Genomic DNA, 23575 nt, shown 5'->3' with positions numbered 1-23575 from the left:
TTGCCTGCAAGTACTCCGCTCTATCAATTCAAACCACCGTTTGAAATCTCACCACTCCGGTTTTTCTCCATGACCCGCCCCACACGCTCCCAATACGAAGACCTCATGCGCTTGGTGGACACGCAAGGCGTCCACAAGGCCGACCGCACCGGCACCGGCACGAAAAGCGTGTTTGGCCACCAGATGCGCTTCGATTTGAACGAAGGCTTTCCACTGGTCACCACCAAGAAGGTCCATGTCAAGTCCATCATCCAGGAACTGCTCTGGTTCCTGACGGGTTCGAGCAGCAATCACTGGCTGCTTGAACGCGGCGTGACGATCTGGAACGAATGGGCGCGCCCGGACGGCGACTTGGGGCCGGTCTACGGCGTCCAGTGGCGCAGCTGGCCCACGCCGGACGGCGGCCACATCGACCAGATCGCCGAAGTCATCAAGACCCTGAAAACCAACCCGGACTCGCGCCGCATTATCGTCAGCGCCTGGAACGTCGCCGAGTTGGACAAGATGGCGCTGATGCCCTGCCACGCGCTGTTCCAGTTCTATGTCGCGCCCGCCCTTGAAGCCGGCGGCAAGGGCCGGCTCAGCTGCCAGCTCTACCAGCGCAGCGCCGACATCTTCCTCGGCGTGCCGTTCAATATCGCCAGCTACGCGCTGCTCACGCACATGGTGGCGCAGCAGTGTGACCTTGAGGTCGGCGACTTCATCTGGACCGGCGGCGACTGCCATATCTACAGCAACCACGCCGAGCAGGTTGAGCTCCAACTCGGCCGCGCGCCGTTTGCTTATCCGACGCTGAACATCAGGCGCAAGCCGGATTCAATCTTCGATTACCAGTTCGAGGACTTCGAATTCCTCGACTACCAGCACCACCCGGCCATCAAGGCGCCGGTGGCGGTTTGATGAACATGGCCGCGACGCCCCGCATCAACCTGATTTACGCCCGCGCCGCCAATGGCGTGATTGGGCAGAACAACGCCATGCCCTGGCACCTGCCCGAAGACCTGGCGCATTTCAAGCGTCTGACGCAGGGCTGGCCGGTCATCATGGGCCGCAAGACGTGGGATTCGCTGCCACCCCGGTTTCGTCCCCTGCCCGGCCGGACCAATGTGGTCATCACGCGGCAGCCGGACTGGCGTGAAGCCGGTGCGAACCCTGCCAACAGCCTGGGCGATGCGCTGGCGCAGTGCAGCACGTTCGAAGAAGTCTGGATCATCGGCGGCGCGCAAATCTATGCCCAGGCCGAGCCGCTGGCCTTGCGGATTGAAGCGACCGAAATCGCCCAGGACTTTGAGGGCGATGCGTTTGCGCCGCCATTGAGTGACGCATGGCAGGAAACAGCGCGTGAAGCGCATGTGTCAAGCAACGGCTTGCCCTTCAGCTTCGTCACGTTTGAAAAGACCGGTGCATGAACATCCAGGAATTTTTCGGCATTGAGCTGCCCGTCATTCAGGCGCCCATGGCGGGTGTGCAGGCCAGCGCGCTGGCAATAGCCGTGTCGAACGCTGGTGGCATGGGTTCATTGCCCTGCGCCATGCTGACGATTGAGTCGCTTCGCGCAGAGCTGCAAGCCATCACCGCACAGACCCAACGGCCCTACAACGTCAACTTCTTCTGCCACACGCCTTCCGCGCCTGATGCGGCCCGCGAGGCCAAATGGCGCGCCGTGCTCGCGCCCTACTACGCTGAATTTGGCATTGACCCCGCATCGGTGCAAGCCGGCAGCGGTCGGGCGCCTTTCAGCAGCGAACATGCCGAGTTGCTGGCGACGTTCAGGCCACCGGTTGTTAGCTTTCATTTCGGCTTGCCTGCGCCAGCGTTGGTGCAACGCGTGAAGTCCTGGGGTGCAAAGGTCATCGCTTCAGCCACCACCGTCGCGGAAGCCCGCTGGCTGGAAGCGAACGGTGCCGACGCGATCATTGCCCAAGGCCTGGAAGCCGGCGGCCATCGCGGACTGTTTTTGAGCGACGACCTGACGACGCAGGTAGGCACGCTGGCGCTGCTGCCGCAGGTGCTGCGCGCCGTGCGCGTACCGGTGATCGCGGCCGGCGGCATTGCCGACGCACAGGGCGTGAAAGCCGCACTGGCATTGGGCGCTGCTGGCGTGCAGGTTGGCACGTCTTACCTGCTGTGCCCGGAAGCCACCACCACGGCGCTGCACCGTGCTGCATTGCAAAGCGATCGGGCAGAACACACCGCGCTCACCAACCTCATCACCGGCCGCCCGGCGCGGGGCATGTACAACCGGCTGATGCGCGAATTGGGCGCGCTGAGCGACGCGCCGCCGGCTTTTCCGCTGGCAACATCCGCCTTGATGCCCTTGAAAGCCGCTGCCGAAAAGCTCGGTCGAGATGATTTCCCCACGCTCTGGGCAGGACAGAACGCCAGTGGCTGCCGCGAGATTCCCGCTGCTGAATTGACACGACAGCTAGCCTCAACCTGAAACTGCACGCCATGGAAATGGTCACCTGAAGTATCTAATCCGTGACCCTTCGGCGACAGCAGTGGCTGAAATTCAGTTTTTTCCCCTATAAAAATACCCAGAGAAACAATATGTCAGGACAAGGATTTCACGTACACGGCCCCCACGACCACGAACTCGAACATGCGGCCCAGGGCGGCCATGACAGCGGTGGCATGATCGCGCAGATTGCGGTCGTCACCGCCATCATCGCCACCGTGGGCGCGCTGTTTTCATACCAGGGCGGCGCCACGCAGGCCAATGCTGGCCTCTACAAAAACAACGCGGCCATCAAGAAGACCGAAGCGGCCAACCAGTGGAGCTTTTTTCAGGCTAAAAGCACCAAGCAGGCACTGGCTGAATTTGCCCGCGACCTGGCGCCTGACGACAAAAAGTTAAGCTACCAAGTCAAGATTGACCGTTATGAAAAAGAAAAAAACGAGATCAAGGTAGGCGCTGAAAAACTCGAAACCGAATCCTCTAACTGGGAAAAATCATCCGATGAACAGATGCACCAGCACCACCGTTGGGCCCAGGCCACCACCGTGCTGCAGGTTTCGATTGCGCTGGCAGCCATTGCGCTGCTGACGCGCAAGAAGTGGCTGGAATATGGCATGTTTGCCCTCGCCGGTGTAGGCCTGGTGATGGGCGCATTGGCTGCGCTACACATTTAATAGCTACTCTCGCCCATCCTGATTACGCTGGAGCACTAAAACCCATGAAAATTGCCACCTGGAATGTCAATTCCCTGACGGTTCGCCTGCCGCAGGTGCTCGACTGGCTTGCGGCTAATCCGGTTGATGTTCTCTGCCTGCAGGAACTCAAGCTCAGCGACGACAAGTTTCCGCATGCCGCGCTTGACGCCGCCGGCTACCAGAGCGCCGTGTTTGGCCAGAAAACCTACAACGGCGTCGCCATCCTGAGCCGCACGCCAGCGCGTGACGTGGCGAAAAACATCGCCGGCTTCACCGACGAGCAGTCGCGCGTCATTGCCGCCACGCTAGACATGCCCGGCGGCGAGGTGCGCGTGGTCAACGGGTATTTCGTCAACGGCCAGTCGCTGGGCAGCGAAAAGTTCGAGTACAAGATGAAGTGGCTGGAAGGACTGCGAAACTGGCTGCGGGACGAACTGGCCAAGCACCCGAACCTGGTGCTGCTGGGCGACTTCAACATTACCGCCGACGACCGCGACACTTATGACCCTGAAGGCCTGCGCGAGACCATTCACCACACCAGCGAAGAGCGGCTCAATTTCCAGGCCCTGGTCAAGCTCGGCCTGACGGATGCGTTCCGGATGTTCGACCAGCCGGAAAAAAGCTATTCCTGGTGGGACTACCGCGAGATGGCTTTTCGCCGCAACCGGGGCCTTCGGATTGACCACATCCTGGTCAGCGAGCCGCTCAAGCCACGGGTAGCCAGTTGCGTGATTGACAAGCTGCCGCGCAAGAACGAGCGGCCCAGCGACCATGTGCCTGTCGTCGTGGAGCTCGCTTCGCTATAAAAACAGTAGCTGCCAGCGCTTGTGCAGCATGCGCTATTGGCTATTGGCTATTGGCTATTGGCTATTGGCTATTGGCTATTGGCTATTGGCTATTTTTTACAATAATTTCAGCCAGCGCTGTCAGGCAGCCAGTCCCTTGCTGGCCATGTAGGAGGCCAGCACAAACAACAGGCAGGCAAAGGCGCGCTTGAGCTGCTTGACATTGAGCGTATGGGCGGCCCTGGCACCCAAAGGCGCAAAAATCACGCTCGTCGCCACGACCAGCACCAGAGCCGGCAGGTAGAGGTAGCCAAAGCTGCCCTCCGGCACACCTTGCAGGTTCCAGCCGACGATGAGGTAGCCGACGGTGCCCGCCAGCGCAATCGGGAATCCCAGGGCCGATGAAGTCGCCACGGCGGTGTGAATGGCGACATTGCACCAGGCCATGAAGGGCACCGAGATAAAACCGCCGCCGGCTCCGACCAGCGACGACAGCGTGCCAATAACCGTACCCGCGCCAAACATGCCCGCGCCTTTTGGCAATTGCCGGGATGGCTTGGGCTTTTTGTCGATGAACATCTGCACTGCCGAATAGGTGACGAAAACGGCAAACACCAGCGCCAGCGTCTTGGCCGAAAGCAGCCGGGCAATTTGCGCGCCCAGCAGCGAACCCACCACAATGCCGGGCGCCAGCAGCTTGACGACTTCCCAGCGAACCGCGCCGCGCTTGTGGTGCGCACGCACGGAGGCCAGCGAGGTGAACAAGATGGTGGCCAGCGACGTGGCGACCGCCATCTTGACGACATAGCCCACCGGGAAACCTTGCGCGGTGGCAAGGTAGGTCAGGGCCGGCACCAGCAGCATGCCGCCGCCAATGCCCAGCAGGCCGGCGAGGAAGCCGGAAATGCAGCCGAGCACCAGCAGCTCGACGATCAGGGTCAGCTCAATGTTCATTGCTTCAGTACGCCACGGCCTGGCCGTCCTTGCGCGGGTCCGAGCCTGCGATGTAACCGCCCTGCTGCTTCAGCACCAGTTGCGCGCCGCCGAAGGCAAACACGCCGTTGCCGGGTTCGGCCTTGACGTCATGCCCGCGCACGATCAGCTCACTGACCACACCGGCGTCAAAGCCCGGCTCGACCGCCACCTGGCGCCCGCCGGTCACGCGCCAGCGCGGTGCATCGGCGGCTGCCTGCGGATTTTGCCCGTAGTGCAGCACGCGCAAGGCCATTTGCAGATGGCCTTGGGACTGCATCGGCCCGCCCATCACACCAAAGGCCATTTGCGGCGTGCCATCGGCATGCATGGCGAATGCCGGAATGATGGTGTGGGACGGACGCTTGGCAGATCCGACCTGGTTCGCATGTCCTTGCGCCAGTGAAAACCCATGGCCCCGGTTTTGCAGGCTGATACCGGTTCCGGGCACGACGATGCCCGAGCCAAAGCCCATGTAGTTGGACTGGATGAAGGACACCATCATTCCCGAGGCGTCCGCCGCTGCCACATAAACCGTGCCACCCGGCTTGGGTGCACCATGGCCCGGGTCGCCGGCTTTGTTGCGGTCGATCAGGCTGGCGCGCTCGGCCAGGTAGGCCGGGTCGAGCAGCGCACCGGGCGCGATCTGCATGGCATCAATGTCCGCGTTGTACTGGTACAGGTCTGCCAGCGCGAGCTTCATCGCTTCGATCGACAGGTGTACCGTGTCGACATGGTCAAGCGGCTGGTTGCCAATGCCCAGGGCTTGCAGCATGCCCAGCGCCATCAGGGTGGCAATGCCCTGCCCGTTGGGTGGCAGCTCGTGCACCACTGAACCGGCAAAAGGCTGCGCCAGCGTGCCGCACCAGTCGGTCTTGTGGTTGGCCAGGTCGTCCTCGGTCAATGCGCCGCCATGCGCCCGCGCATGGGCGGCAATTTGCCGGGCCAGCGCGCCCCGGTAAAACGACTCGCCATGGCTTTCGGCAATGGCTTCGAGCGTGCTGGCATGGGCTTCGCTGCGAAACACCTCGCCAGCACGAGGGGCGCGGCCACCGGGCAGAAAGCAGTCGGCAAAACCGGGCTGGTCGCCCAGCCGCGCGCCGCCCATTGCCCACAAATGCGAAATGATCGGCGACACCGCAAAACCGTTGCGCGCGTAGTCGATGGCGGGCTGGGCCAGGTGGGTGAATGGCAGACGTCCGAAACGGCGCGAAAGCGCGCTCCAGGCAGACACCGCCCCAGGCACGGTGACAGCGTCCCAACCTTTGTCCGGCATGGCATCGCGGCCTGAAAAGCGGTCGGCAGACCAGGCCGCTGGCGAGCGGCCCGAGGCGTTCAGGCCATGCAGTTCCTTGCCGTCCCAGACAATAGCAAACCCGTCGCTGCCCAGGCCGCAGCCGGTCGGTTCAACAACGGTCAATGCCATGGCCGTGGCAATGGCAGCATCCACCGCATTGCCACCGGCCAGCAGCATGCGCAGGCCGGCCTGTGCGGCCAGGGGCTGCGAGGTACTGACCACATTGCGCCCCAGCACCGCAGAACGGGCCGAAGGATAGGGATTGGTGAAGTCCAGGGAAGATGAAGCGTTCATGGGGTTTTCTTTCATTCCAGTTTGATGTTGCGGTCGCGAATGATGCGCGCCCAGCGCTGGCTGTCAGCCGACACCATGGCGGCGAACTGTGCGGGTGAACCCAATGGCGCGGGTTCCACGCCGAGTTTGGCCAGGCTTTCCACCACGTCAGGCGCGTGGGAGGCTTTTTCGAAGGCTTCATGCACACGTGCCAGCAGGTCGGGCTTCAGATTGCGCGGTGCATACAGCCCAAACCAAGTGATTGAAGAAAAACCCGGCAGACCGGCCTCGGCCACGGTCGGCAACTCGGGCGCCAGGGTCGAGCGCTTGTCGCCAGTGACTGCCAGCGCACGCAGACGCCCGCTCCTGACATGCGGCATGCCTGAGGGAATGGCATCGATCAGCACCTGCACCGAGCCGGCAATCACATCGGGAATGGCCAGAGCCGTGCCCTTGTAGGGTACGTGGGTGATGAACACGCCCGCCTGGGCCTTGAAGGCTTCGGTGGTCAAGTGCACGATGGTGCCGTTGCCGCTGCTGGCGTAGTTGAGCTGGCCGGGATGCTTTTTGGCATAGTCGATCAGTTCGGCAACCGTTTTGACGGGCAGCGACGGCGTGACGAGCACCACGCTCGCGGCGTCGGCCAGATGCGCAACGGGCGTGAAATCCTTGACGGCGTCATAAGGCAGACGTGGCATCAGGTGGGGTGAAATAGCGTGGGTGCTGCTGGTTGTCAACAGCAGCGTGTACCCATCGGCTACTGCTTTTGCAGCCTCGGCCGTTCCGATGGTGCCGCCCGCACCGGACTTGTTGTCAACGATGAACTGCTGGCCCAGGTCTTTTGACACGCGCTGCGCGATGACCCGTGCCACCAGGTCGGTAGCGCCACCCGCAGGAAACGGCACCACAAGCCGCACCGGCCGTTCAGGCCAGGTTTGGGCCTGAGCGCTTGAGGATGCGGCAATGAGCGAGGCGGCTCCCAGCAGACGAAGGCAGTTGGAGAGAAAACGCATGTGAATAGATCCTGGATAAAGGGATAAAAGAGCTGGCGAAAATATCAAAATTGCCGAAACGTCAAGCATGAAGTCGTTACAGCAAGACTTTTGCGGCGCAAAAGCATAAGCGCAGCGTTTCAGTTAATTTAGGAAAAACCCACTAATGCTTGCAAACGACGAGGGTTTTCAACTTGCAACTGTGGTTTTCTGAATGCATTTGGATATGGATTTGAGCAGCGCAGGTTGGATAGGTTTTATTCCAGCGTTACCTTCAGATCAGTCGCAATACGCTTCCACCGTGCCAAATCAGCAGCCACCATTTGCGTGAACTGTTGCGGCGTGCCCCCGGCCGGATCAATTCCGAGCCGGCTGAATTGGGCTTTGACCTCTGGATCGTCAAGCGCCTGGTTGGCAGCGGCGTTGATGCGCTGGAGAATCTCGTCCGGCAAGCCCTTGGGGCCATACAGTCCGTACCAGACAAGGGATTCAAAGCCCGGCACCGTTTCGGCAATGGCCGGAAACTCTGGTGCCAGCGGGGTTCGTTTTGGAGACGTCACGCCCAGCGCCCGCAGCTGTCCTTCGCGCACGCGCGGCAAAGCCACCGGGATCGATTCAAACATGAAGTCGATGCTGCCGCCAATCATGTCGGGAATCACCGCCGCTGTTCCCTTGTAAGGAATATGCGTCATGAACGTGTTGGTCCTGGCCTGGAATATGGCGGCCACCAGATGCGAGTACGAGCCCTTGCCGCTGGAGCCATAGTTGAGACGGCCCGGACTCTTGTGTGCAATATCGACCAGGTTTTGCACGGTCTTGGCGGGCGAATTGTTTGGCACCAGCAGGATGGCGGCAGCGCTGCCCAACTGCGCGATGGGTGTGAAGTCGCGTGCCGCGTCGTAGGGCAGACGCGAGTTGATGGCGGGCGCGATGGCATGGGTCGATGAGGTCGCCAGCAAAAGGTTGTAGCCATCCGGCGCCGCCTTGGCAATCGCGTCCGACCCAATGGCCCCGGTCGCGCCCGCTCGGTTCTCGACAATGATGGTCTGGCCCAGGGTCTTGCCCATTTTCAGAGACACCACGCGCGCCAGCGTGTCCGTCGCACCGCCCGGTGGAAACGGAATCATGATGCGCACCGGCCTGTCCGGGTAGCCTTGTGCATGTGCCCACGACCCGCCCATGGCAGCACAGGCAGACAAAAACACTGTAAAGAAAAATTTCATGTATGTATCCTCGGGAGCAAGCTGTGCGACACAGGTGGTAGCAATAATTATCGAACCATCAATAAAAAAATCAATCGAGATATTTTCTCTTCAGGCTAAAGAAAACCTTTACTCTGAAGTTTTTAAATGTATTTGAAAATCCCCCCTAATGACCAGTATTCGCCTCCTCAAAACATTCGTCGCGGTGGCAACCGAAGGCTCTTTCGCGGCGGCGGCACTCAAGGTGGCGCTGACGCAGGCCGCCGTCGGCTTGCAGATGCGTGTGCTGGAAGGCGAAATGCGCCGGCCGCTGTTTGAGCGGCGGGGCAAGGTCATCACGCTGAACGGCACGGGTCGGGAGTTGCTTCCAAAGATCAAGCACCTCATTGCCCAGTATGAAAAACTGTTGAGTGCCGCAGGGACCGAGGCCTTGTCCGGAACGGTGAACCTTGGCGCTGTTGTCTCAACCGTCCGGCCGCTGGTGCAGGCCTGCCTGGCGGTCAGGGAGCGCCATCCCTCGCTGGACCTGCACGTCAGCGCTGCCAAGTCCATTGAATTGCTGGCCAAGGTCGGCTCGGGGGAACTCGATGCGGCTGTGGTGGTTCGTGACCCCGGACAAAGCGGGTCTGGCTTGGCCTGGACCGCCCTCTATTCGGAGCCCATGGTGTTGGTCTGCCCCCGAAAGATGAACGAAAAGACAGTGCAGTATGTCTTGAAGACTCACCCTTTGCTTCGCTTTGACCGCACGGAGCTGACCGGGCAGATCGTTGAGCGTACGTTGCGAAAGCTGCGCATCAAGCCCAACGAATTCCTGGAACTCAATTCCATAGAAACCATAGTGGAGCTCATCCGTTCGGACCTGGGTGTGTCGATTCTTCCGCTTCTCAACGGCAGCCGCTGGCTGGCGGACCCCAAGCTCCAGGTCATCGAAATTGCACAGGCCTCTGAGCAGAGGCACATTGTTCTGGTGCAATCCGCCACCAACCAGAATGCAGCGCTGACCGATGTGCTGGCGCAAGAATTTCTTTCAGCCCTCAAAAGGGCTTGAACAAAAGCAATTGATCCAATCGCTTGCGCGCCATTGGCCAGCAGGCAGGAACATTGGAGCGGGAACGGAAAAAAGACCGGCTCCGTGGCATCCACTCGATGTTGGAAAATTTAGCTTGCTATTGAAAATATAGCTGCTATCGCTTGCCCGTCCTGCGCAAACACCCTTATTCACTCAAGATTCAATTCCTGTATCTTGCGCGTGATGGTATTGCGGCCAATGCCCAGCTTGTGCGCCGCCTCGATGCGTCGGCCGTTCGTGTTGGCCAGCGCGGTCATGATCAAACGGGATTCAAAGCGGCGCGTCAGCACATCCCAGACATCGCTGCGCCCTGACACCAGCAAGGCCAGCGCTTCGGCTTGCAGTCCGGTTTCCCATGCCGATGGCAGTGCGCAGTTCTCGGATCCGGTTGCGCTTGCCGCCTGCGCGGGAAGCGCTGGTGAGTCGTACGGATACACGGTGGCAGCGGGCCTGTCGGCATCTCTGGTCGATTCCTCCAGGGGCAAGTCAATTCTTTCAGATGGCCGCGCACCGGACTTCCACGCCAGCGTCGAGCTAAGGACTTCGGGGGGCAAGTCCTTTGGCTCGACCACCTGGGCCGGTGCCATGACAGTCAGCCAGTGGCAGATGTTTTCCAATTGCCGCACATTGCCTGGAAAACCAAACAGGCTCAGCTGCTGCAATGCCGCCTCCGAAATGCGCTTGGGTTCGACGCCGAGTTGCTTGGCGCTTTGCTGAAGGAAGTGGCGCGTCAGCATGAACACATCTTCCCGCCGCTCGCGCAACGCGGGCAGACGCAGGCGAATCACGTTCAGGCGGTGAAACAGGTCTTCGCGAAAACCTCCGTCCTTCACGCGCTGCTCGAGGTCCTGGTGCGTTGCGGCGATCACGCGCACATTGGTCTTGACGGCGTTGTGCCCGCCGACGCGGTAGAAATTTCCATCGCTGAGGACGCGCAACAGCCGGGTCTGCAGGTCAAACGGCATATCGCCGATTTCATCGAGGAACAGCGTTCCCCCGTCAGCCTGTTCGAAACGGCCACGGCGCAGCGTCTGCGCGCCGGTGAAGGCGCCACGCTCATGGCCGAACAACTCGCTTTCCAGCAAATCCTTGGGGATGGCGGCGGTGTTGATGGCGATGAACGGTCCGTTGGCGCGTGGCGAATGCTTGTGCAGTGCGCGTGCCACCAGTTCCTTGCCCGACCCGGATTCGCCTGTGATCATGACTGTGACCATGCTCTGGCTGAGCCGGCCGATGGCGCGGAACACGTCCTGCATGGCTGGCGCCTGTCCCAGCATTTCAGGCGCGGCGGCCATGCGCTCTTCGGCCACTTCCTCGCGCTGGCTTTCCTCGACAGCGCGGCGGATCAGCTCCACGGCCTTGTGCAGGTCGAACGGCTTGGGCAGGTATTCGAACGCCCCGCCCTGGAAGGCAGACACAGCGCTGTCCAGGTCGGAAAAGGCCGTCATGATGATGACCGGCAGGCCGGGCAGTTTGGCCTTGACTTTTTCCAGAAGGTCCAGGCCCGAGCCGCCGGGCATTCGGATGTCGCTGACCAGTATTTGCGGTCCATCGCTTTCGGTGGCAACGTCAAGGGCGGCCAGGACTTCGCGTGGATTGGTGAAGCTGCGCGTGGGCAGGCCTTCGCGCAGCAGCGCTTTTTCCAGAACAAACCGGATGGACTGGTCATCGTCAACAATCCAGATCGGTTTCATGCTTGGGGGTCCCTTTGCTTGGAGCGTGGTTATCTTTGATGAAAGACAGCAGACTTCAGGGCAGTGGTATCAGCAGCTTGAAGTCTGTGTGGCCAGGCCGGCTTTCGCACTCAATCAAGCCGTGGTGTTGCTGGACAAAGGTTTGCGCCAGTGTCAGCCCCAGCCCCGAACCGCCTTCACGCCCTGAAACCAGGGGATAGAAAATACGGTCTTTGATGGAGTCCGGAACACCCGGCCCATTGTCAATCACATGCAATTCCAGTGCCAGTCGATAGCGTTTCTTGCCAAAAGTTATTTGCCGCGCCACCCGCGTCCTGAAAGTGATGGTGGCGTTGCCTGCCGTGATGTGCTGCGCCAGTTCCTGGGCCGCATTGTGGGCAATGTTCAGCACGGCTTGAATCAGCTGCTCGCGGTCTCCGCGAAATTCGGGAATCGACGTGTCGTAGTCGCGCACCACCCGCAGGCCCTTGGGAAACTCGACCAGAATGAGCGAACGCACGCGCTCGCAAACCTCGTGGATGTTCACGTCGCCCACCAGGTGCGGCCGGCGGTGCGGGGCCAGCAGGCGGTCCACCAGTGACTGCAGACGATCGGCTTCGTGAATGATCACCTGCGTGTATTCGGTCAGGTCCTTGCCGATTTCCATTTGCAACAGTTGCGCCGCGCCGCGAATGCCGCCCAGCGGGTTCTTGATCTCGTGCGCCAGGTTGCGGATCAACTCCTTGTTGGCCTGCGCCTGGTCAATCAGGCGTTCTTCGCGGTCCTGCTTGGCCTGCTGCTCCAGCGGCAGCATTTCCACGATGGCTTCTCCGGGTGTGTCGGTCTGGGCCACCACGACATGCACCGGCATGGGCTCGTGGTTCAGGCGGCGCAGCCAGGCGTCATAGCGCAGGGCGGCAAATTCATTGCTGCCGGCGCCTTCCAGCGCATGCTTGAGGATGTGTGGCTCGGTGAAGCATTCAGGCAGCTGAGAGCCTTCGATAGTGCGGCGCGAGGTGCCCAGGGCGTCTTCGAGCGCGGCATTGGCAAACACCACGCAGCCGTTGGTGCGAACCACCGCAACCAAGGTAGCCAGCAGGTCAAAGGCCTGGAAGCGCAGGGTTCCCGAATCCGGGAAGGATGACAAAAAGGTGGGGATGGATGGCTTTTTCAAAAAGCCTTATTTTCATCCATAAGCGGCGCTATCCCGCTTAATTTGACGCTGGCAAGCGGGAAATTTCGCGCTTCAGGCCGGCAATGTCGCTCTGGCTGCGCGCAATGCTGTCTTTCATGTCACTGACACGGTCAAGGTAACGCTGGTAGTTGCGCCCCTCGATGCCTTGCTTGTCGGGCTCGCCATTCTTGTATTCCTTTTCCAGTTCAGCCAGCCGGGCTTCAGATTTCCTGAGCTCCGACTCCAGGATGATGCGTGAATCGCTGTCGCGCGCCCGCTGGTCGGGGCTGCTGTCCGCACGCGAATTGGCCGGCGCAGGGGTGGTGGCCACGCGCGCTGGCGCCTTCGGCACTGGCGTGCCCTGCACCACCGTGACATTGCCGCCGGAAACCACAGTGCAGTTGCGCGATTGCGCATCCTTGACGTTGTTGATGTATTCAGGCGCGCCGGCACCGGCGCCAACGCAGCGGTAAATCTGTTGTGCCCAGGCGTTGGGGCCTGCACCGATTAGCAGCATGGAAAAAATGGACAGGGAACAGAGAATTTTCATGGAAGGATTACAGCGTCTAAAAGCGCTTGCAGTTGGTTGCAGGGTGGATGCAGAAATTGCCTGTGATTCCAATTTCAAATCAATCCGACAGGTTGTTGCTTCGCCTTGCGGTGCATCGGCACTGTCTGCGCCTTAGCGCCTGATCTCGCATTGGCCTGCAAACGCAATGAGTATGCTGCAAAGCGTCAAGAATACAAAATCATGCAAGTGTCAAACCCATGCCGCCATGAAAAAAGGATGGCGCAAACCATCCTTTTTACCGGGCCGCCTGCTTCAGGGATGCAGGTGGGATTGACGCTTTTTACAGCGAGTAGTACATGTCGAATTCGACCGGGGAGACTTCAACGCGGGTGCGGTTGACTTCGCCCATCTTCAATTCGATGTAGGCATCGAGCATGCTGTCGGTGAACACACCGCCCTTGGTCAGGAATGCGCGGTCCTTGTCCAGTTCTTCCAGCGCCTGGTCCAGACTATGGCAGACGGTAGGCACCAGCTTGTCTTCTTCTGGCGGCAGATGGTAGAGGTCCTTGGTGGCGGCTTCGCCCGGGTGGATTTTGTTTTCCACGCCATCCATGCCGGCCATCAGCAGGGCCGCAAAACCCAGGTAAGGGTTCATCAGCGGATCGGGGAAGCGTGCTTCGACGCGGCGGCCCTTGGGATTGGCCACGTAGGGAATGCGGATCGACGCCGAGCGGTTCTTGGCTGAGTAAGCCAGCTTGACCGGAGCCTCGAAGTGCGGCACCAGGCGGCGGTAGCTGTTGGTTCCGGGGTTGGTGATGGCATTCAGGGCTTTGGCATGCTTGATGATGCCGCCGATGTAATGCAGCGCAAAGTCGCTCAGGCCGGCGTAGCCGTCGCCAGCAAACAGGTTTTTGCCGTCTTTCCAGACCGACTGGTGCACATGCATGCCAGAGCCGTTGTCGCCAGCGTAGGGCTTGGGCATGAAGGTGGCGGTCTTGCCGTAGGCATTGGCCACGTTGTGCACCACATACTTTTGCAGGATGGTCCAGTCAGCGCGCTCGACTAGGGTCGAGAAACGCGTGCCAATCTCGTTTTGGCCAGCACCGCCGACTTCATGGTGGAACACCTCGACCGGAATGCCCAACGACTCAAGAATCAGGGACATTTCAGCGCGCATGTCCTGCGTGCTGTCCACGGGAGGCACGGGAAAGTAGCCGCCTTTGACAGTGGGACGGTGCCCGCGGTTGCCACCTTCGAGTTTGGTGCCGGTGTTCCATGGTGCTTCGTATTCTTCGATCTCGTAGAAGCTGTGGTTTGGCTCGGTACTCCAGCGCACGCCGTCGAAGATGAAAAATTCTGGCTCGGGTCCGAAGTAAGCGGTGTCGGCCAGGCCGGTGGACTTCAGATAGGCTTCTGCGCGCTTGGCGATGGAGCGAGGATCACGCTCATAGGCCTTGCCGTCCGTCGGTTCGATCACGTCGCACGTCATGATCAGCGTCGTTTCCTCAAAAAACGGATCAATGTTGGCCGTACTCGGATCGGGGATCAGTTGCATGTCCGAGGCTTCAATACCCTTCCAGCCGGCGATGGACGAACCGTCAAATGCATGGCCGTCGGTGAATTTATTCTCATCAAAATGAGACACGGGCACCGTGGTGTGGTGCTGTTTGCCCCGGGTGTCGGTAAAACGGAAGTCAACGAACTTGACTTCGTTTTCCTTGACCATGTTCATGACGTCAGCGACGGTCTTTGCCATTCAAGAATCTCCTGTGATAGGTAGTGGTTTAAAAATTCGTCTCGGTTTTTTCGAATGCACTTTTTGTGCCAAAGCCGAGAACGCCGGGATTTTTGGCTAAACCCGTTATTGTGCCGACACTATTGTCGCTATGGAATGGTGATTGACTTGTTTTGAAACAGCCGTTTTGAAAAAAAACCAAAAATGCACCGTTTGTGTGCAATTACTGGATCGATTTGACGACATTGTGCTTAACGCACCAATTCAGGGCCAAGTTGCAGGTTGAATTGGTGCAGGCCTGCCAGCAACGCGGGATAAGCACGGTTGACCGCTTCTACAGGACCTTTGACACCAAGTTCAATATGGCGGCCGTATTGCGGATGGTCAACGCTGGGCAGACTGAACACTTTGACGCCGGCATGATCGGCTTCGATCGCGAGCATCAGCGGCGTCAATGTGGCTTCCATCGACCCCATCACGATGACCGATTTTTCAACCGCGCCCGAGGTTTGATGCAGATCGGCAAAGTGGTGGTCCAGCACCCATTCCAGCATGGGCCATGCCATGACGGGAAACCCTGGAAAGAAGTGGATGCCGCCACGCTTGCCCACTGCGTGTGACTCGCTGCCCACCGAGGATGCATTCCGGCAAAGCGGGTCCTTCGGCCCGGGCTGGCTGGCCTGCGCCTCCAATTCCGCGCTGCCTGCTGATGCAGTTGGTCCTGCCGGGGACAAGCCGCCATCCTGGGGCTCAACGAAGCAGCTGAAACCTGGAATCTTGTTATAGGGATTGGGAATGATCTCGGCGCCGAGGGGGAACACGCCCATGTTCAGGCGGTGCAGGTTGTCATGACGATCGGGCTCGTAGGCGGCGCCCTGCTCTTTCGCGGTGTCACGTATGCGTTCTTCGATCAGCTGTTTGGCTTGGGGGTGCAGTGCCAGTTCCACGCCCAGCGCCCGAGCCGCGCACTGGCGGGTGTGGTCGTCCGGCGTAGCGCCGATGCCGCCGGTGCAGAACACCACATCGCCCGTCGCGCGGCTGGTGGCAAAGGCACGCGCCAGCGTTGCGGTGATGCGCTCCGGGTCATCGCCGACGTATTCGGCATAAGCCAGCGACAAACCTCTGGCGGCCAGCAGTTCAATGACTTTGGGCAAATGCTTGTCGCTGCGCTTGCCTGAAAGAATTTCATCGCCAATGATGATGAGTCCGAATTGAGGGGTCATGCGAAAGGGTCCTGGGGTTGGGTCGATGAATCCGGCAAGCCGCCAGCTGATGCGCGTGGCAAGCTGCGTGCATGCGACTCGTCAACTATTAATTCGGTAGCAGCTTGTGCTGACAGCGCCTGTGCTGTAGTAGCATTTCTCTTGCGAAGCTGTTCCAGCGCGGCCAGGCAGTAATGTGCAAACCAGAGCGATGAAAAAGCAAATACCAGGGTGTAAATCCAGATCGCCAGCGGTACCACGATGGGCGCCATGGCGATGAACATGGCACCCGACGCCCAGAGCAGGCTGGGCGCTGCACCAAGGTAGCCGCTGAGCACGCCAATGCCGAGCAGGGGCAGGCGGTTTTCGCGGAACAACTGCTCGCGTTCTTCGAGGCTGGCATGGTCGGCCAGGGCATCGTAGGACATCACGCGATAAGTGAGCCAGCCCCAGATCAGCGGTGGCAGGATCAAAATCAGCGGCGGCACCAGCCACAGCGGGACTGTCGCCACCAGCGCCACGATGGCCAGCAAGGTCGAGCCCAGCGACCAGACGATGCTGGCCAGCATCGAGCCGCCCTTTTTACGCTCGAGCTGCGGAAACCGCCGGCTTGCCACCAGTGCGACCATGCTGGGCGTCATGAAGACCGCCACCAGCAGCAGGGTCACGATGACAATCACCGGAATGGACAGAAACAGCACCAGCGCCGGCGCCAGCACCAGGCGCAGGCTGCCTAGCCCGATGCCTTCAAGCCAGTGCACCATGGCGTTGACCAGCTCGAAGCTTTCCAGGCTGGCGCGCACCGCGAACAATGCGTCTTCCCAGTAAAAGTAGCCCAGCGTCAGCGACAGCACGCCCATGATGATGACGGGCAGGATCGACAGCGCAATGACGCGAGGATGCAGGCAGTACATCACCGCCCGCCAGAAGGAATCCAGCATGGTGTTCATGAAAGCTTCATGCGCGCCCGAACAACCGCTTCACGCCCAGCCACTGCTGCGACCAGAAACCGCTGCCGTAGTCGCGCTGCTTCTCGACCTGGTCGCGCACGCCGGTGGGGTCGTAGCGATGCTCGAAATTGGCCGTACCGAACAGCATGTCCCACCACGGCAAGAGCACGCCAAAATTGTGCCCCCCGAGTCTGGGAGCGTACGCATTGTCTTCACCAGCAGGTGCCGCGGAACCGGCTTTGCCGGGCCGCAGGCGCAGCGCCCCCCCGGGGGGCAGCGAACCACACGCAGTGGGGAGCGTGGGGGCTTCATGTCCCAGGCCGATGCTGTGGTGCAGCCGGTGAAAGCGCGGGCTGACCCAGAGCCGCTCACCGATCCGGCCAAACCACAGCCGCACGTTGGCATGCTGAAAGCTTTCGCTCAATTGCGTCAGCACGACGATCAGGATGAACTGGTCCGACGCCACGCCGATCAGTTGCGCAATGACCACGACTACTGTGTCGAGCAGGATGCTGTCGAGCAAGTGGTTACGGTTATCGCTCCACATCGTCATCTGCCGCTGCGAATGGTGCAGCGAATGCAGCCGCCACCACCAGTCCAGCTGATGCTGGCCACGGTGCGTCCAGTAGGCGACAAAGTCAAACACCAGCAGGTAGATCAGCAGGCTCACGACGGGCTGGTCGGTCACGCCGGGCCACAGCTGGTCCAAGTGAAAGGTGCCATAGCCGGCAGTGCGCAGCGCGCCAAAGGCCGCATCAAACCACGGGTCCAACGTGAAGAAAAGCGCCAGCCGGAACAGCCCGAGCCGGTGAATCAGCGTGTACATCACATCAATGCGGATACTGGCCCGGTCGGCGGGCGAGTCCATGGCCTCGACCGGTCGCCAGCGCTGCAGCGGACCGATCACTGCCAGCAGGACGGTGACCTGCAGGACGCCCATCATGAACCAGGCCGTCGCTGCATACGCGTCTTCAAACAGGCTGGCCATGTCGAGCGCGAAGAGTGCGGGCTGCACCAGCGTCTGGAACAACCAGCCCTGAACACTTGCGAAAATTCCAGTCAACCAGTCCATCGCCGTTATTTCCCCGTCTGGGTTGTCAAAACAGGCGAGTGCGTTTCAATCCACGCCTGGTACTGCGGATGCTCGCGCAGCGTCTTGAAGCAAAAGCCTTGCGCCTGCAGGCCAGTGATCAAGGGCTCCAGCACGGCGGGCGCCCACGGGTCCTGGCGTGACCAGATGCCCAGGTGCGCCAACAGCACGTCGCCCGAACGGACATCCTTCAGCGCCTTGTTCAGCAGCGCGGCGTTGGGGTATTTTTCGCTGGGCAACTCGTCCCCCAGAAAGCCGGCCGGAGACCAGTCCACATGCGCGAAGCCGCACGACCGCGCCGCTGCCAGAAGCGGCCCAGAGGTTTTGCCGCCAGGTGCGCGGAACAGCGGCAAAGGCTTCTTGCCAGTGATGTCCTGCAGGCGCGCGCTGGAGCGGCTTATTTCCTCGCAATATTGCCTGGCTGTCCAGGTGAATGTATTGCCCTCGGATGGCCCCGCCGAAGGGCGTACTCTGAACTGCGTCGGCGCGCCCGAGGCGCCCGGCACGTCGGCCCGCCAGTAGGTGTGGTCGAACGTGTGCGAGGCGAACTCGTGGCCCTCCGCCGCCCGCGCTTTCCACCAGGGCGCCCAGTACGCTCCCAGGCTGCCATCGCCGGTCTTGGTGCGCTCGTTGGCGGCAAAGAAAGTGGCCCTGACCTGATGGCGTTTCAACACGTCGGCAATCAGCGGCGCCACTTCCATGTGGCCGGTGTCCAGCGTCAGGTAGACCGGCTTGCAAGAAGGCCGCTCATCCGAGTTTTTTAAATCTAATTGGCTGTTCGCGCTTTCTGCATAAGCGTAATTAGCTATTGAAAACATAGCAAATAGCAATTGAACAAGCCGCATACCCAAGCCATGGCGGCGGAACTGGCTTGGCCGGGCCGCAGGCGCAGCGATCAGCCAGGCGTCGTGAAAAGTGGCCCGCTTCCACCAGCCAGGGCCGCGGAACCGGCTTTGCCGGGCCGCAGGCAAAGTGGCCCCCTCGGGGGGCAGGGAGCTACACGATGTGAGCGACCGTGGGGGCCACCTACCTTGGCGAATGATCGAGCGTCCAGACGCCATGCGGACTCCTGCCAACGTTGATTTGACGCACCACCTTGCGGCTGGCCACGTCGATGAAAGTGAGTTTGCGAATCCAGCGCGAGGTGACGATGATCTGGCTCAAGTCACGGCTCACGTCCATGCAGTCGGGGCCGCCAGGTGCCGGAAAGCTGTTCACCACTTCGAGCGTTTGCAAATCGATCATGCTGATGGTGTTGGCCACCCGGTTGCTGACCAACAGGTGTCGCTTGTCGCCGAAGGCGCGAAAGGCGTGCGCGCCCATCGCCGTCTTGATGAACTTGACGCGCTTGGGCTCCTTGCCACTCACGTCATACACCTCGACGCCGTCGCCGCCGGTCAGGGCCACCAGCACGAATTTGTCATTGGCCATGCCAAACACGTCTGCGGGCGTCGAGCCGGTGGCGGTGCGCCACTTGATGGTCTGCGTGGCAATGTCGATGGCGATCAGTTCGTCGCTTTCCTGCATGGTCGAATAAATCGTGCTGCTATTGCTGTCGATCCACAAATGGCTGGGCGTCTTGCCGGTGGGGATGCGCTTGGCCAGCGTCATGTCCTTGCCATCCCAGTGAAAAATATCGATATGGTTGAGGCGGTTGGCAGCCGTCACGAACCACTTCATGTCGGGTGAAAACCGCAGGTGGTAAGGGTCGATGATGCCGCGCACGGTGCGCTGGACCTCAGCCGTTTTCGGATCAATGAAAGTCAGCGAATCCGACAGCGCGTTGGCCACAATCACCGATTTTTCGTCCGGCGTCAGGTACAGATGGTGTGGCTGCTTGCCAGTCTCGATGCGCTTGACTTCGGTCCAGGTCGCCGGATTGATCACGCTGACGCTGTCTTCCAGAGAGTTGAGCACGAACACCGGCGTGGTGATCACGGCCGTTGCCGGCGCAGCGGCCGGAACTGCGGCAGTTTGTGCAGATGCGGACAAGCACAGCAAGGCTGAAAAAGCCGCCATGCAAACAGACGGAAAACGGGAATAAGCATTCACAGAACGGTTCTTTCCAAGATCAGTCCGGTAGTGTAGCGGCCGGCAATAAACAGCTCTTGCCAAGGTGAATTGAAAGCCTTGCGAGCCACGCAAGCCCTTGCGACTATGGGTGACGAAACGTCAGGCCGGCGGCTTGGCAGCGATGCCGGCAATGCTGGCCAGGTCGTGCGCTGTCAGCCAGCGCCATTCACCGGGCTTGAGGTCTGGGGGCAGCGCCAGCGAGCCGATGCAGGAACGGTGAAGGCCGCCCACCTCTTCCACCCGGTTGCCCACAGCAGCAATCATGCGCTTGACCTGGTGGTATTTTCCTTCGGTCAGCGTCAGGCTCAGCTGCGATTCGCCGGTCTGCTCGCAGGCAGCCGCCCGAACCGGCTTGGGGTCGTCGTCCAGCACCACGCCGGCCAGCAGCTTGCCGACCTGCTGCGCGTCCACCGGGTGCTTGGCCCTGACCTGGTAGACCTTGGGCACATGGTGTTTGGGCGAACTCATGCGGTGAATGAATTTGCCGTCGTCCGACAGCAGCAGCAGCCCGCTGGTGTCCTGGTCGAGCCGCCCGACCGCCTGCACGCCCGCTGCCGCACCGCCGCCGCGCTGGCGGATCGGCGCGGGCAGCAGCGTGTAGATGCTCGGATAAGTGCTCGGCTTTTGCGAGCATTCGTAGCCCGCCGGCTTGTGCAGCATCAGGTAGGCTTTTTCGTGGTATTCCCACGCCACGCCCTGCACCGTGAACTGGAGGCTGTCAGCTACGAAATCCATAGCTGGATCATCAACAGGAACGCCCGCTACCGTCACAAATTCCTGTTGAACCAGCCCCGCGCAGACGCGCCGCGTGCCAAACCCCTGTGAAAAAAGAATTTCCTGCAATTGCATGTGTGTTTTTGCCATGGCGCTATTGTCGCCCGGCGATCAGGCTGCCGGACTACCGACCTGTAGGGAATCGGCTTTCGACAAAATCGCCCGCCTGTCGAATAATGCTTGAGCTTGAACCTGTTCAGACGGCATTAAGGCCACTCTTCTTCCATTAAAACCCTGCCAATTCACGATGATTAAAAAAAAACGCCTTGCGCTGGCCGTTGCTGCCACGTTTTTTCTGACCCTGATCAGCCTGCTGGCGGTGATCAACTTCAGCAGCGGTGAAAAAGACGTCAGTCAGGAATTGCCACGCCTGTATTCAACCCACGATCCGCAGTTTCGACGCGCCATCGGCTCGCTGCTGGGTCCGCCACTTGTCGGCGGCAACCAGGTGCAGGAGCTGATCAATGGAGATCAGATTTTCCCGGCCATGCTGTCGGCGATCCGCAGCGCGCAGCAGACCATCACCTTTGAAACCTATATCTACTGGTCAGGCGACATTGGCCGCGAGTTTGCCAGTGCGCTGTCCGAGCGTGCCAAGGCGGGGGTCAAAGTGAATGTGCTGCTGGACTGGGTCGGCAGCGCCAAGATCGACGACAGCTTTCTGGACGAAATGCGCAACGCGGGCGTGCAGATCGAGAAGTTTCACAAGCCGACCTGGTACAGCCTGCACCGGCTCAACAACCGAACCCACCGCAAGCTGCTGGTGGTCGATGGCAAGACCGGATTCACTGGCGGCGTCGGCATTGCCCCCAAATGGACCGGCAACGGCCAGGATGCCGACCACTGGCGCGACTCCCATTTCCGCATCGAAGGCCCGGCGGTTGCCCAGATGCAAGCGGTGTTCATGGAGAACTGGCTCAAGGTCACCGGCCAGGTCATGCACGGCGAGAATTACTTTCCGGCGCTGCAAGCCCTGGGCAACAGCGACGCCCAGGTTTTTTCAAGCTCGCCTTCGGGCGGCAGCGAAAGCATGCAGCTGATGTACCAGTTGTCCATCACTGCCGCAAAGGATGCAATTGACCTGTCCAGCGCTTACTTTGTCCCCGACGACCTCACCACCCAGGCATTGGTCGATGCGCTCAAGCGCGGCGTGAAAATCCGCGTCATCACGCCTGGAGAAATCATCGACACCGAAACGGTGCGTGCAGCCTCTCGCGGCACTTGGGGGCCGCTGCTCAAGGCCGGCGCCGAGATCCATGAATACATTCCCAGCATGTACCACTGCAAGGTGATGATCGTGGACAAGCTGCTGGTGTCGGTGGGTTCAACCAATTTTGACAACCGGTCGTTTCGCCTGAACGACGAAGCCAACCTGAACATTTACGACACGGCTTTTGCAGAGCGCCAGACGCGTATTTTCGAGGACGACCTGAAAAATTCCCGCCAGGTGACGTACGACCTATGGGCTGCCCGGCCGCTGAAGGAAAAATTCATGGAGCGGCTGGCCTTGCTGCTGGAATCCCAGTTGTGACAGCGTGCTGACCAGATCATCTAAAAAACCCCTCCCCTCCGCCCTCCCCCTTTCGCCCTTCAACTACTTGGGCAAAACGCTGTCAAGAGGCGCACCAAGCGCTTCCTGCGGGGCCAAAGGAGTGGCACTGGCATTGAACACGCCGCTCAGCAACTCGGGCAGGCGATCAATGCCCATCTTGAAGCCGCAAGCCTGTGCATGCCCGCCGCCGCCCATGCTTTCAGCCAGTGGAATGCAGTCAAAGCTGCGTTGAGAACGCAGGCCGACTTTCACACCGCCGCTCTTGCCGACATTCCACATCATGGCGAAGGTGCCGCTTTTTTCAGACAGCATGTTGCCGATCAGGCTGTGGAACACGCCCGGCACGTTGATCATCAAGCCGCTGTGCCCATTAAAAACGACAGGCTGGGCAGAGTCGGCCATGTCCGCGACGAGTTTTTTGAATTTCTCGTCCATGGCCTGGCCGCGCGCCATGAAATGGGCGGTCTGCTCGGGGCTGAAATTCGCAATCTCGGCCCAGCGGGCAAAGTCGAGCGGCTCCATGTCGAGCGCGGCCAGAAAGCCGGCGCTTTCGGGGTACTGCCAGACCCAGATGTCACGGTCTTCAATAAAGCGCACCAGATCAGGTACCGGCTTGTCGGGATGAAAAAACTCCCAGGCCAGCCGGGCGCCGGACTTGTCCATGTCGAAATGCACCACGCCGCAGCGGCAGGCAAAGCCGGTCAGCTTTTCAGCGGCGCTCTTGTGGTGGTCGAGCATGACCAGCTTTGAAGCACGTTCCTCGATACCGTGCAGGATGTCGGCCGAAAACGAGAAGTCGAGGATATAGACGGCGCGGCCTGCCAGCGCGGGCAGATCATCGACCGACTTGATGTCGCCATGGTCAAGCGGCAGGAATTCGGCTTTTCCAGCATAAAAAAACCAGGCGGCCAAAGCCGAGCCGAAGCCGTCAGGACATTTTCGGCCATGGTAAATGATGAGCGGCTGCGGGTCATTCAGGTCAGGCGCCACGAGGAGTTGCAGGGGAAGAATGGTTTTCATGATGCGTGAATTGTCGCCTTGCGATGCGCCTTGCCCCTTGCGGCAAGGACAAGCCCTGTCATTCCGGGCGGGGAAACC

The 23575-nt window shown here is 60.4% G+C and carries 22 protein-coding genes; 7 read left to right on the top strand and 15 right to left on the bottom strand.

Annotated features, from left to right (window positions below):
* Nucleotides 1–69 precede the first annotated feature (69 nt).
* The 5 genes from H4V98_RS09865 to xth all read left to right on the top strand — a co-directional run bounded on the left by H4V98_RS09865 (nucleotide 70) and on the right by xth (nucleotide 3959).
* Complete coding sequence (locus H4V98_RS09865; RefSeq protein WP_196863824.1) at nucleotides 70–900, top strand: thymidylate synthase; 831 nt, start codon at nucleotides 70–72, stop codon at nucleotides 898–900.
* Nucleotides 900–1409, top strand: coding sequence for a dihydrofolate reductase (locus H4V98_RS09860; RefSeq protein ID WP_196863823.1), 510 nt, complete (start codon nucleotides 900–902; stop codon nucleotides 1407–1409). Before H4V98_RS09865 ends, H4V98_RS09860 begins: the two co-directional genes overlap by 1 nt.
* Nucleotides 1406–2440 carry a nitronate monooxygenase gene (locus tag H4V98_RS09855; protein WP_196863822.1) on the top strand — a complete coding sequence of 345 codons (1035 nt, stop codon included), beginning with the start codon at nucleotides 1406–1408 and terminating at the stop codon, nucleotides 2438–2440. The genes H4V98_RS09860 and H4V98_RS09855 overlap by 4 nt, the downstream gene beginning before the upstream one ends.
* 110 nt (nucleotides 2441–2550) lie before the next feature.
* Nucleotides 2551–3132: a DUF4337 domain-containing protein gene (locus H4V98_RS09850; RefSeq protein ID WP_196863821.1), complete on the top strand. Its 582-nt coding sequence runs from the start codon at nucleotides 2551–2553 to the stop codon at nucleotides 3130–3132.
* A gap of 44 nt (nucleotides 3133–3176) precedes the next feature.
* Nucleotides 3177–3959 (top strand): exodeoxyribonuclease III, encoded by a 783-nt coding sequence (gene xth, locus H4V98_RS09845; RefSeq protein WP_196863820.1) that lies wholly within the window; start codon nucleotides 3177–3179, stop codon nucleotides 3957–3959.
* Between the two features lie 120 nt (nucleotides 3960–4079).
* Here xth and H4V98_RS09840 read toward each other — a convergent pair whose 3' ends face one another.
* The 4 genes from H4V98_RS09840 to H4V98_RS09825 all read right to left on the bottom strand — a co-directional run bounded on the left by H4V98_RS09840 (nucleotide 4080) and on the right by H4V98_RS09825 (nucleotide 8695).
* Nucleotides 4080–4892, bottom strand: a complete 813-nt coding sequence (locus tag H4V98_RS09840; protein ID WP_280757479.1) for a sulfite exporter TauE/SafE family protein — start codon at nucleotides 4890–4892, stop codon at nucleotides 4080–4082.
* Nucleotides 4893–4896: 4 nt separating this feature from the next.
* Nucleotides 4897–6501 carry a gamma-glutamyltransferase family protein gene (locus H4V98_RS09835; RefSeq protein WP_196863818.1) on the bottom strand — a complete coding sequence of 535 codons (1605 nt, stop codon included), beginning with the start codon at nucleotides 6499–6501 and terminating at the stop codon, nucleotides 4897–4899.
* Nucleotides 6502–6512: 11 nt separating this feature from the next.
* Nucleotides 6513–7493 (bottom strand): tripartite tricarboxylate transporter substrate binding protein, encoded by a 981-nt coding sequence (locus H4V98_RS09830; protein ID WP_196863817.1) that lies wholly within the window; start codon nucleotides 7491–7493, stop codon nucleotides 6513–6515.
* A gap of 236 nt (nucleotides 7494–7729) precedes the next feature.
* Nucleotides 7730–8695: a tripartite tricarboxylate transporter substrate binding protein gene (locus H4V98_RS09825; RefSeq protein WP_196863816.1), complete on the bottom strand. Its 966-nt coding sequence runs from the start codon at nucleotides 8693–8695 to the stop codon at nucleotides 7730–7732.
* Nucleotides 8696–8843: 148 nt separating this feature from the next.
* Between H4V98_RS09825 and H4V98_RS09820 the strand changes: the two genes are divergently transcribed.
* Nucleotides 8844–9722 (top strand): LysR family transcriptional regulator, encoded by an 879-nt coding sequence (locus H4V98_RS09820; protein ID WP_196863815.1) that lies wholly within the window; start codon nucleotides 8844–8846, stop codon nucleotides 9720–9722.
* Between the two features lie 170 nt (nucleotides 9723–9892).
* Here the strand turns inward: H4V98_RS09820 and ntrC are convergent, their stop codons facing one another.
* From ntrC to H4V98_RS09770, 10 genes are all read right to left on the bottom strand, one after another.
* Nucleotides 9893–11437 carry a nitrogen regulation protein NR(I) gene (ntrC, locus tag H4V98_RS09815; RefSeq protein ID WP_196863814.1) on the bottom strand — a complete coding sequence of 515 codons (1545 nt, stop codon included), beginning with the start codon at nucleotides 11435–11437 and terminating at the stop codon, nucleotides 9893–9895.
* Nucleotides 11438–11492: 55 nt separating this feature from the next.
* The gene (gene glnL / locus H4V98_RS09810) at nucleotides 11493–12563 is read right to left on the bottom strand and encodes a nitrogen regulation protein NR(II) (RefSeq protein ID WP_231374769.1); all 1071 of its coding nucleotides are present in this window, start codon (nucleotides 12561–12563) and stop codon (nucleotides 11493–11495) included.
* Nucleotides 12564–12627: 64 nt separating this feature from the next.
* The gene (locus H4V98_RS09805; RefSeq protein WP_196863812.1) at nucleotides 12628–13140 is read right to left on the bottom strand and encodes a hypothetical protein; all 513 of its coding nucleotides are present in this window, start codon (nucleotides 13138–13140) and stop codon (nucleotides 12628–12630) included.
* 301 nt (nucleotides 13141–13441) lie between these two features.
* Nucleotides 13442–14857, bottom strand: coding sequence for a type I glutamate--ammonia ligase (glnA, locus tag H4V98_RS09800; protein WP_196863811.1), 1416 nt, complete (start codon nucleotides 14855–14857; stop codon nucleotides 13442–13444).
* A 230-nt stretch (nucleotides 14858–15087) separates the two neighbouring features.
* On the bottom strand, nucleotides 15088–16059 hold the full coding sequence (locus tag H4V98_RS09795; protein WP_196863810.1) for a molybdopterin-binding protein: 972 nt from the start codon (nucleotides 16057–16059) through the stop codon (nucleotides 15088–15090).
* Complete coding sequence (locus H4V98_RS09790) at nucleotides 16056–16988, bottom strand: EI24 domain-containing protein (protein ID WP_196863809.1); 933 nt, start codon at nucleotides 16986–16988, stop codon at nucleotides 16056–16058. Before H4V98_RS09790 ends, H4V98_RS09795 begins: the two co-directional genes overlap by 4 nt.
* 7 nt (nucleotides 16989–16995) lie before the next feature.
* Nucleotides 16996–18060, bottom strand: a complete 1065-nt coding sequence (locus H4V98_RS09785; protein WP_196863808.1) for a sterol desaturase family protein — start codon at nucleotides 18058–18060, stop codon at nucleotides 16996–16998.
* A 5-nt stretch (nucleotides 18061–18065) separates the two neighbouring features.
* Nucleotides 18066–18896 (bottom strand): polysaccharide deacetylase family protein, encoded by an 831-nt coding sequence (locus H4V98_RS09780; RefSeq protein WP_196863807.1) that lies wholly within the window; start codon nucleotides 18894–18896, stop codon nucleotides 18066–18068.
* Nucleotides 18897–19104: 208 nt separating this feature from the next.
* On the bottom strand, nucleotides 19105–20130 hold the full coding sequence (locus tag H4V98_RS09775) for a YncE family protein (protein WP_196863806.1): 1026 nt from the start codon (nucleotides 20128–20130) through the stop codon (nucleotides 19105–19107).
* Nucleotides 20131–20250: 120 nt separating this feature from the next.
* Nucleotides 20251–21000 carry a 16S rRNA pseudouridine(516) synthase gene (locus H4V98_RS09770; RefSeq protein ID WP_196863927.1) on the bottom strand — a complete coding sequence of 250 codons (750 nt, stop codon included), beginning with the start codon at nucleotides 20998–21000 and terminating at the stop codon, nucleotides 20251–20253.
* Between the two features lie 172 nt (nucleotides 21001–21172).
* On the opposite strand from H4V98_RS09770, the gene H4V98_RS09765 reads away from it, so the two are divergent.
* Nucleotides 21173–22456 carry a phospholipase D-like domain-containing protein gene (locus H4V98_RS09765; RefSeq protein ID WP_196863805.1) on the top strand — a complete coding sequence of 428 codons (1284 nt, stop codon included), beginning with the start codon at nucleotides 21173–21175 and terminating at the stop codon, nucleotides 22454–22456.
* Nucleotides 22457–22519: 63 nt separating this feature from the next.
* Here H4V98_RS09765 and H4V98_RS09760 read toward each other — a convergent pair whose 3' ends face one another.
* On the bottom strand, nucleotides 22520–23497 hold the full coding sequence (locus H4V98_RS09760; RefSeq protein WP_196863804.1) for a DHHA1 domain-containing protein: 978 nt from the start codon (nucleotides 23495–23497) through the stop codon (nucleotides 22520–22522).
* Between the last annotated feature and the right edge of the window lie 78 nt (nucleotides 23498–23575).

Origin of the sequence: Polaromonas sp. CG_23.6, assembly GCF_029892315.1 — a bacterium.
Lineage (GTDB): Bacteria > Pseudomonadota > Gammaproteobacteria > Burkholderiales > Burkholderiaceae_C > Polaromonas.
The sequence above is the reverse complement of the archived record's forward strand: the minus strand, read 5'-3'. Positions and strand labels throughout refer to the sequence as shown.

Coding starts and splice junctions, on each gene's coding strand:
- H4V98_RS09865 (WP_196863824.1), top strand. CDS start 70: ATGACCCGCCCCACACGCTCCCAATACGAAGACCTCATGCGCTTGGTG.
- H4V98_RS09860 (WP_196863823.1), top strand. CDS start 900: ATGAACATGGCCGCGACGCCCCGCATCAACCTGATTTACGCCCGCGCC.
- H4V98_RS09855 (WP_196863822.1), top strand. CDS start 1,406: ATGAACATCCAGGAATTTTTCGGCATTGAGCTGCCCGTCATTCAGGCG.
- H4V98_RS09850 (WP_196863821.1), top strand. CDS start 2,551: ATGTCAGGACAAGGATTTCACGTACACGGCCCCCACGACCACGAACTC.
- xth (WP_196863820.1), top strand. CDS start 3,177: ATGAAAATTGCCACCTGGAATGTCAATTCCCTGACGGTTCGCCTGCCG.
- H4V98_RS09840 (WP_280757479.1), bottom strand. CDS start 4,892: ATGAACATTGAGCTGACCCTGATCGTCGAGCTGCTGGTGCTCGGCTGC.
- H4V98_RS09835 (WP_196863818.1), bottom strand. CDS start 6,501: ATGAACGCTTCATCTTCCCTGGACTTCACCAATCCCTATCCTTCGGCC.
- H4V98_RS09830 (WP_196863817.1), bottom strand. CDS start 7,493: ATGCGTTTTCTCTCCAACTGCCTTCGTCTGCTGGGAGCCGCCTCGCTC.
- H4V98_RS09825 (WP_196863816.1), bottom strand. CDS start 8,695: ATGAAATTTTTCTTTACAGTGTTTTTGTCTGCCTGTGCTGCCATGGGC.
- H4V98_RS09820 (WP_196863815.1), top strand. CDS start 8,844: ATGACCAGTATTCGCCTCCTCAAAACATTCGTCGCGGTGGCAACCGAA.
- ntrC (WP_196863814.1), bottom strand. CDS start 11,437: ATGAAACCGATCTGGATTGTTGACGATGACCAGTCCATCCGGTTTGTT.
- H4V98_RS09805 (WP_196863812.1), bottom strand. CDS start 13,140: ATGAAAATTCTCTGTTCCCTGTCCATTTTTTCCATGCTGCTAATCGGT.
- glnA (WP_196863811.1), bottom strand. CDS start 14,857: ATGGCAAAGACCGTCGCTGACGTCATGAACATGGTCAAGGAAAACGAA.
- H4V98_RS09795 (WP_196863810.1), bottom strand. CDS start 16,059: ATGACCCCTCAATTCGGACTCATCATCATTGGCGATGAAATTCTTTCA.
- H4V98_RS09790 (WP_196863809.1), bottom strand. CDS start 16,988: ATGAACACCATGCTGGATTCCTTCTGGCGGGCGGTGATGTACTGCCTG.
- H4V98_RS09785 (WP_196863808.1), bottom strand. CDS start 18,060: ATGGACTGGTTGACTGGAATTTTCGCAAGTGTTCAGGGCTGGTTGTTC.
- H4V98_RS09780 (WP_196863807.1), bottom strand. CDS start 18,896: ATGTTTTCAATAGCTAATTACGCTTATGCAGAAAGCGCGAACAGCCAA.
- H4V98_RS09770 (WP_196863927.1), bottom strand. CDS start 21,000: ATGCAATTGCAGGAAATTCTTTTTTCACAGGGGTTTGGCACGCGGCGC.
- H4V98_RS09765 (WP_196863805.1), top strand. CDS start 21,173: ATGATTAAAAAAAAACGCCTTGCGCTGGCCGTTGCTGCCACGTTTTTT.
- H4V98_RS09760 (WP_196863804.1), bottom strand. CDS start 23,497: ATGAAAACCATTCTTCCCCTGCAACTCCTCGTGGCGCCTGACCTGAAT.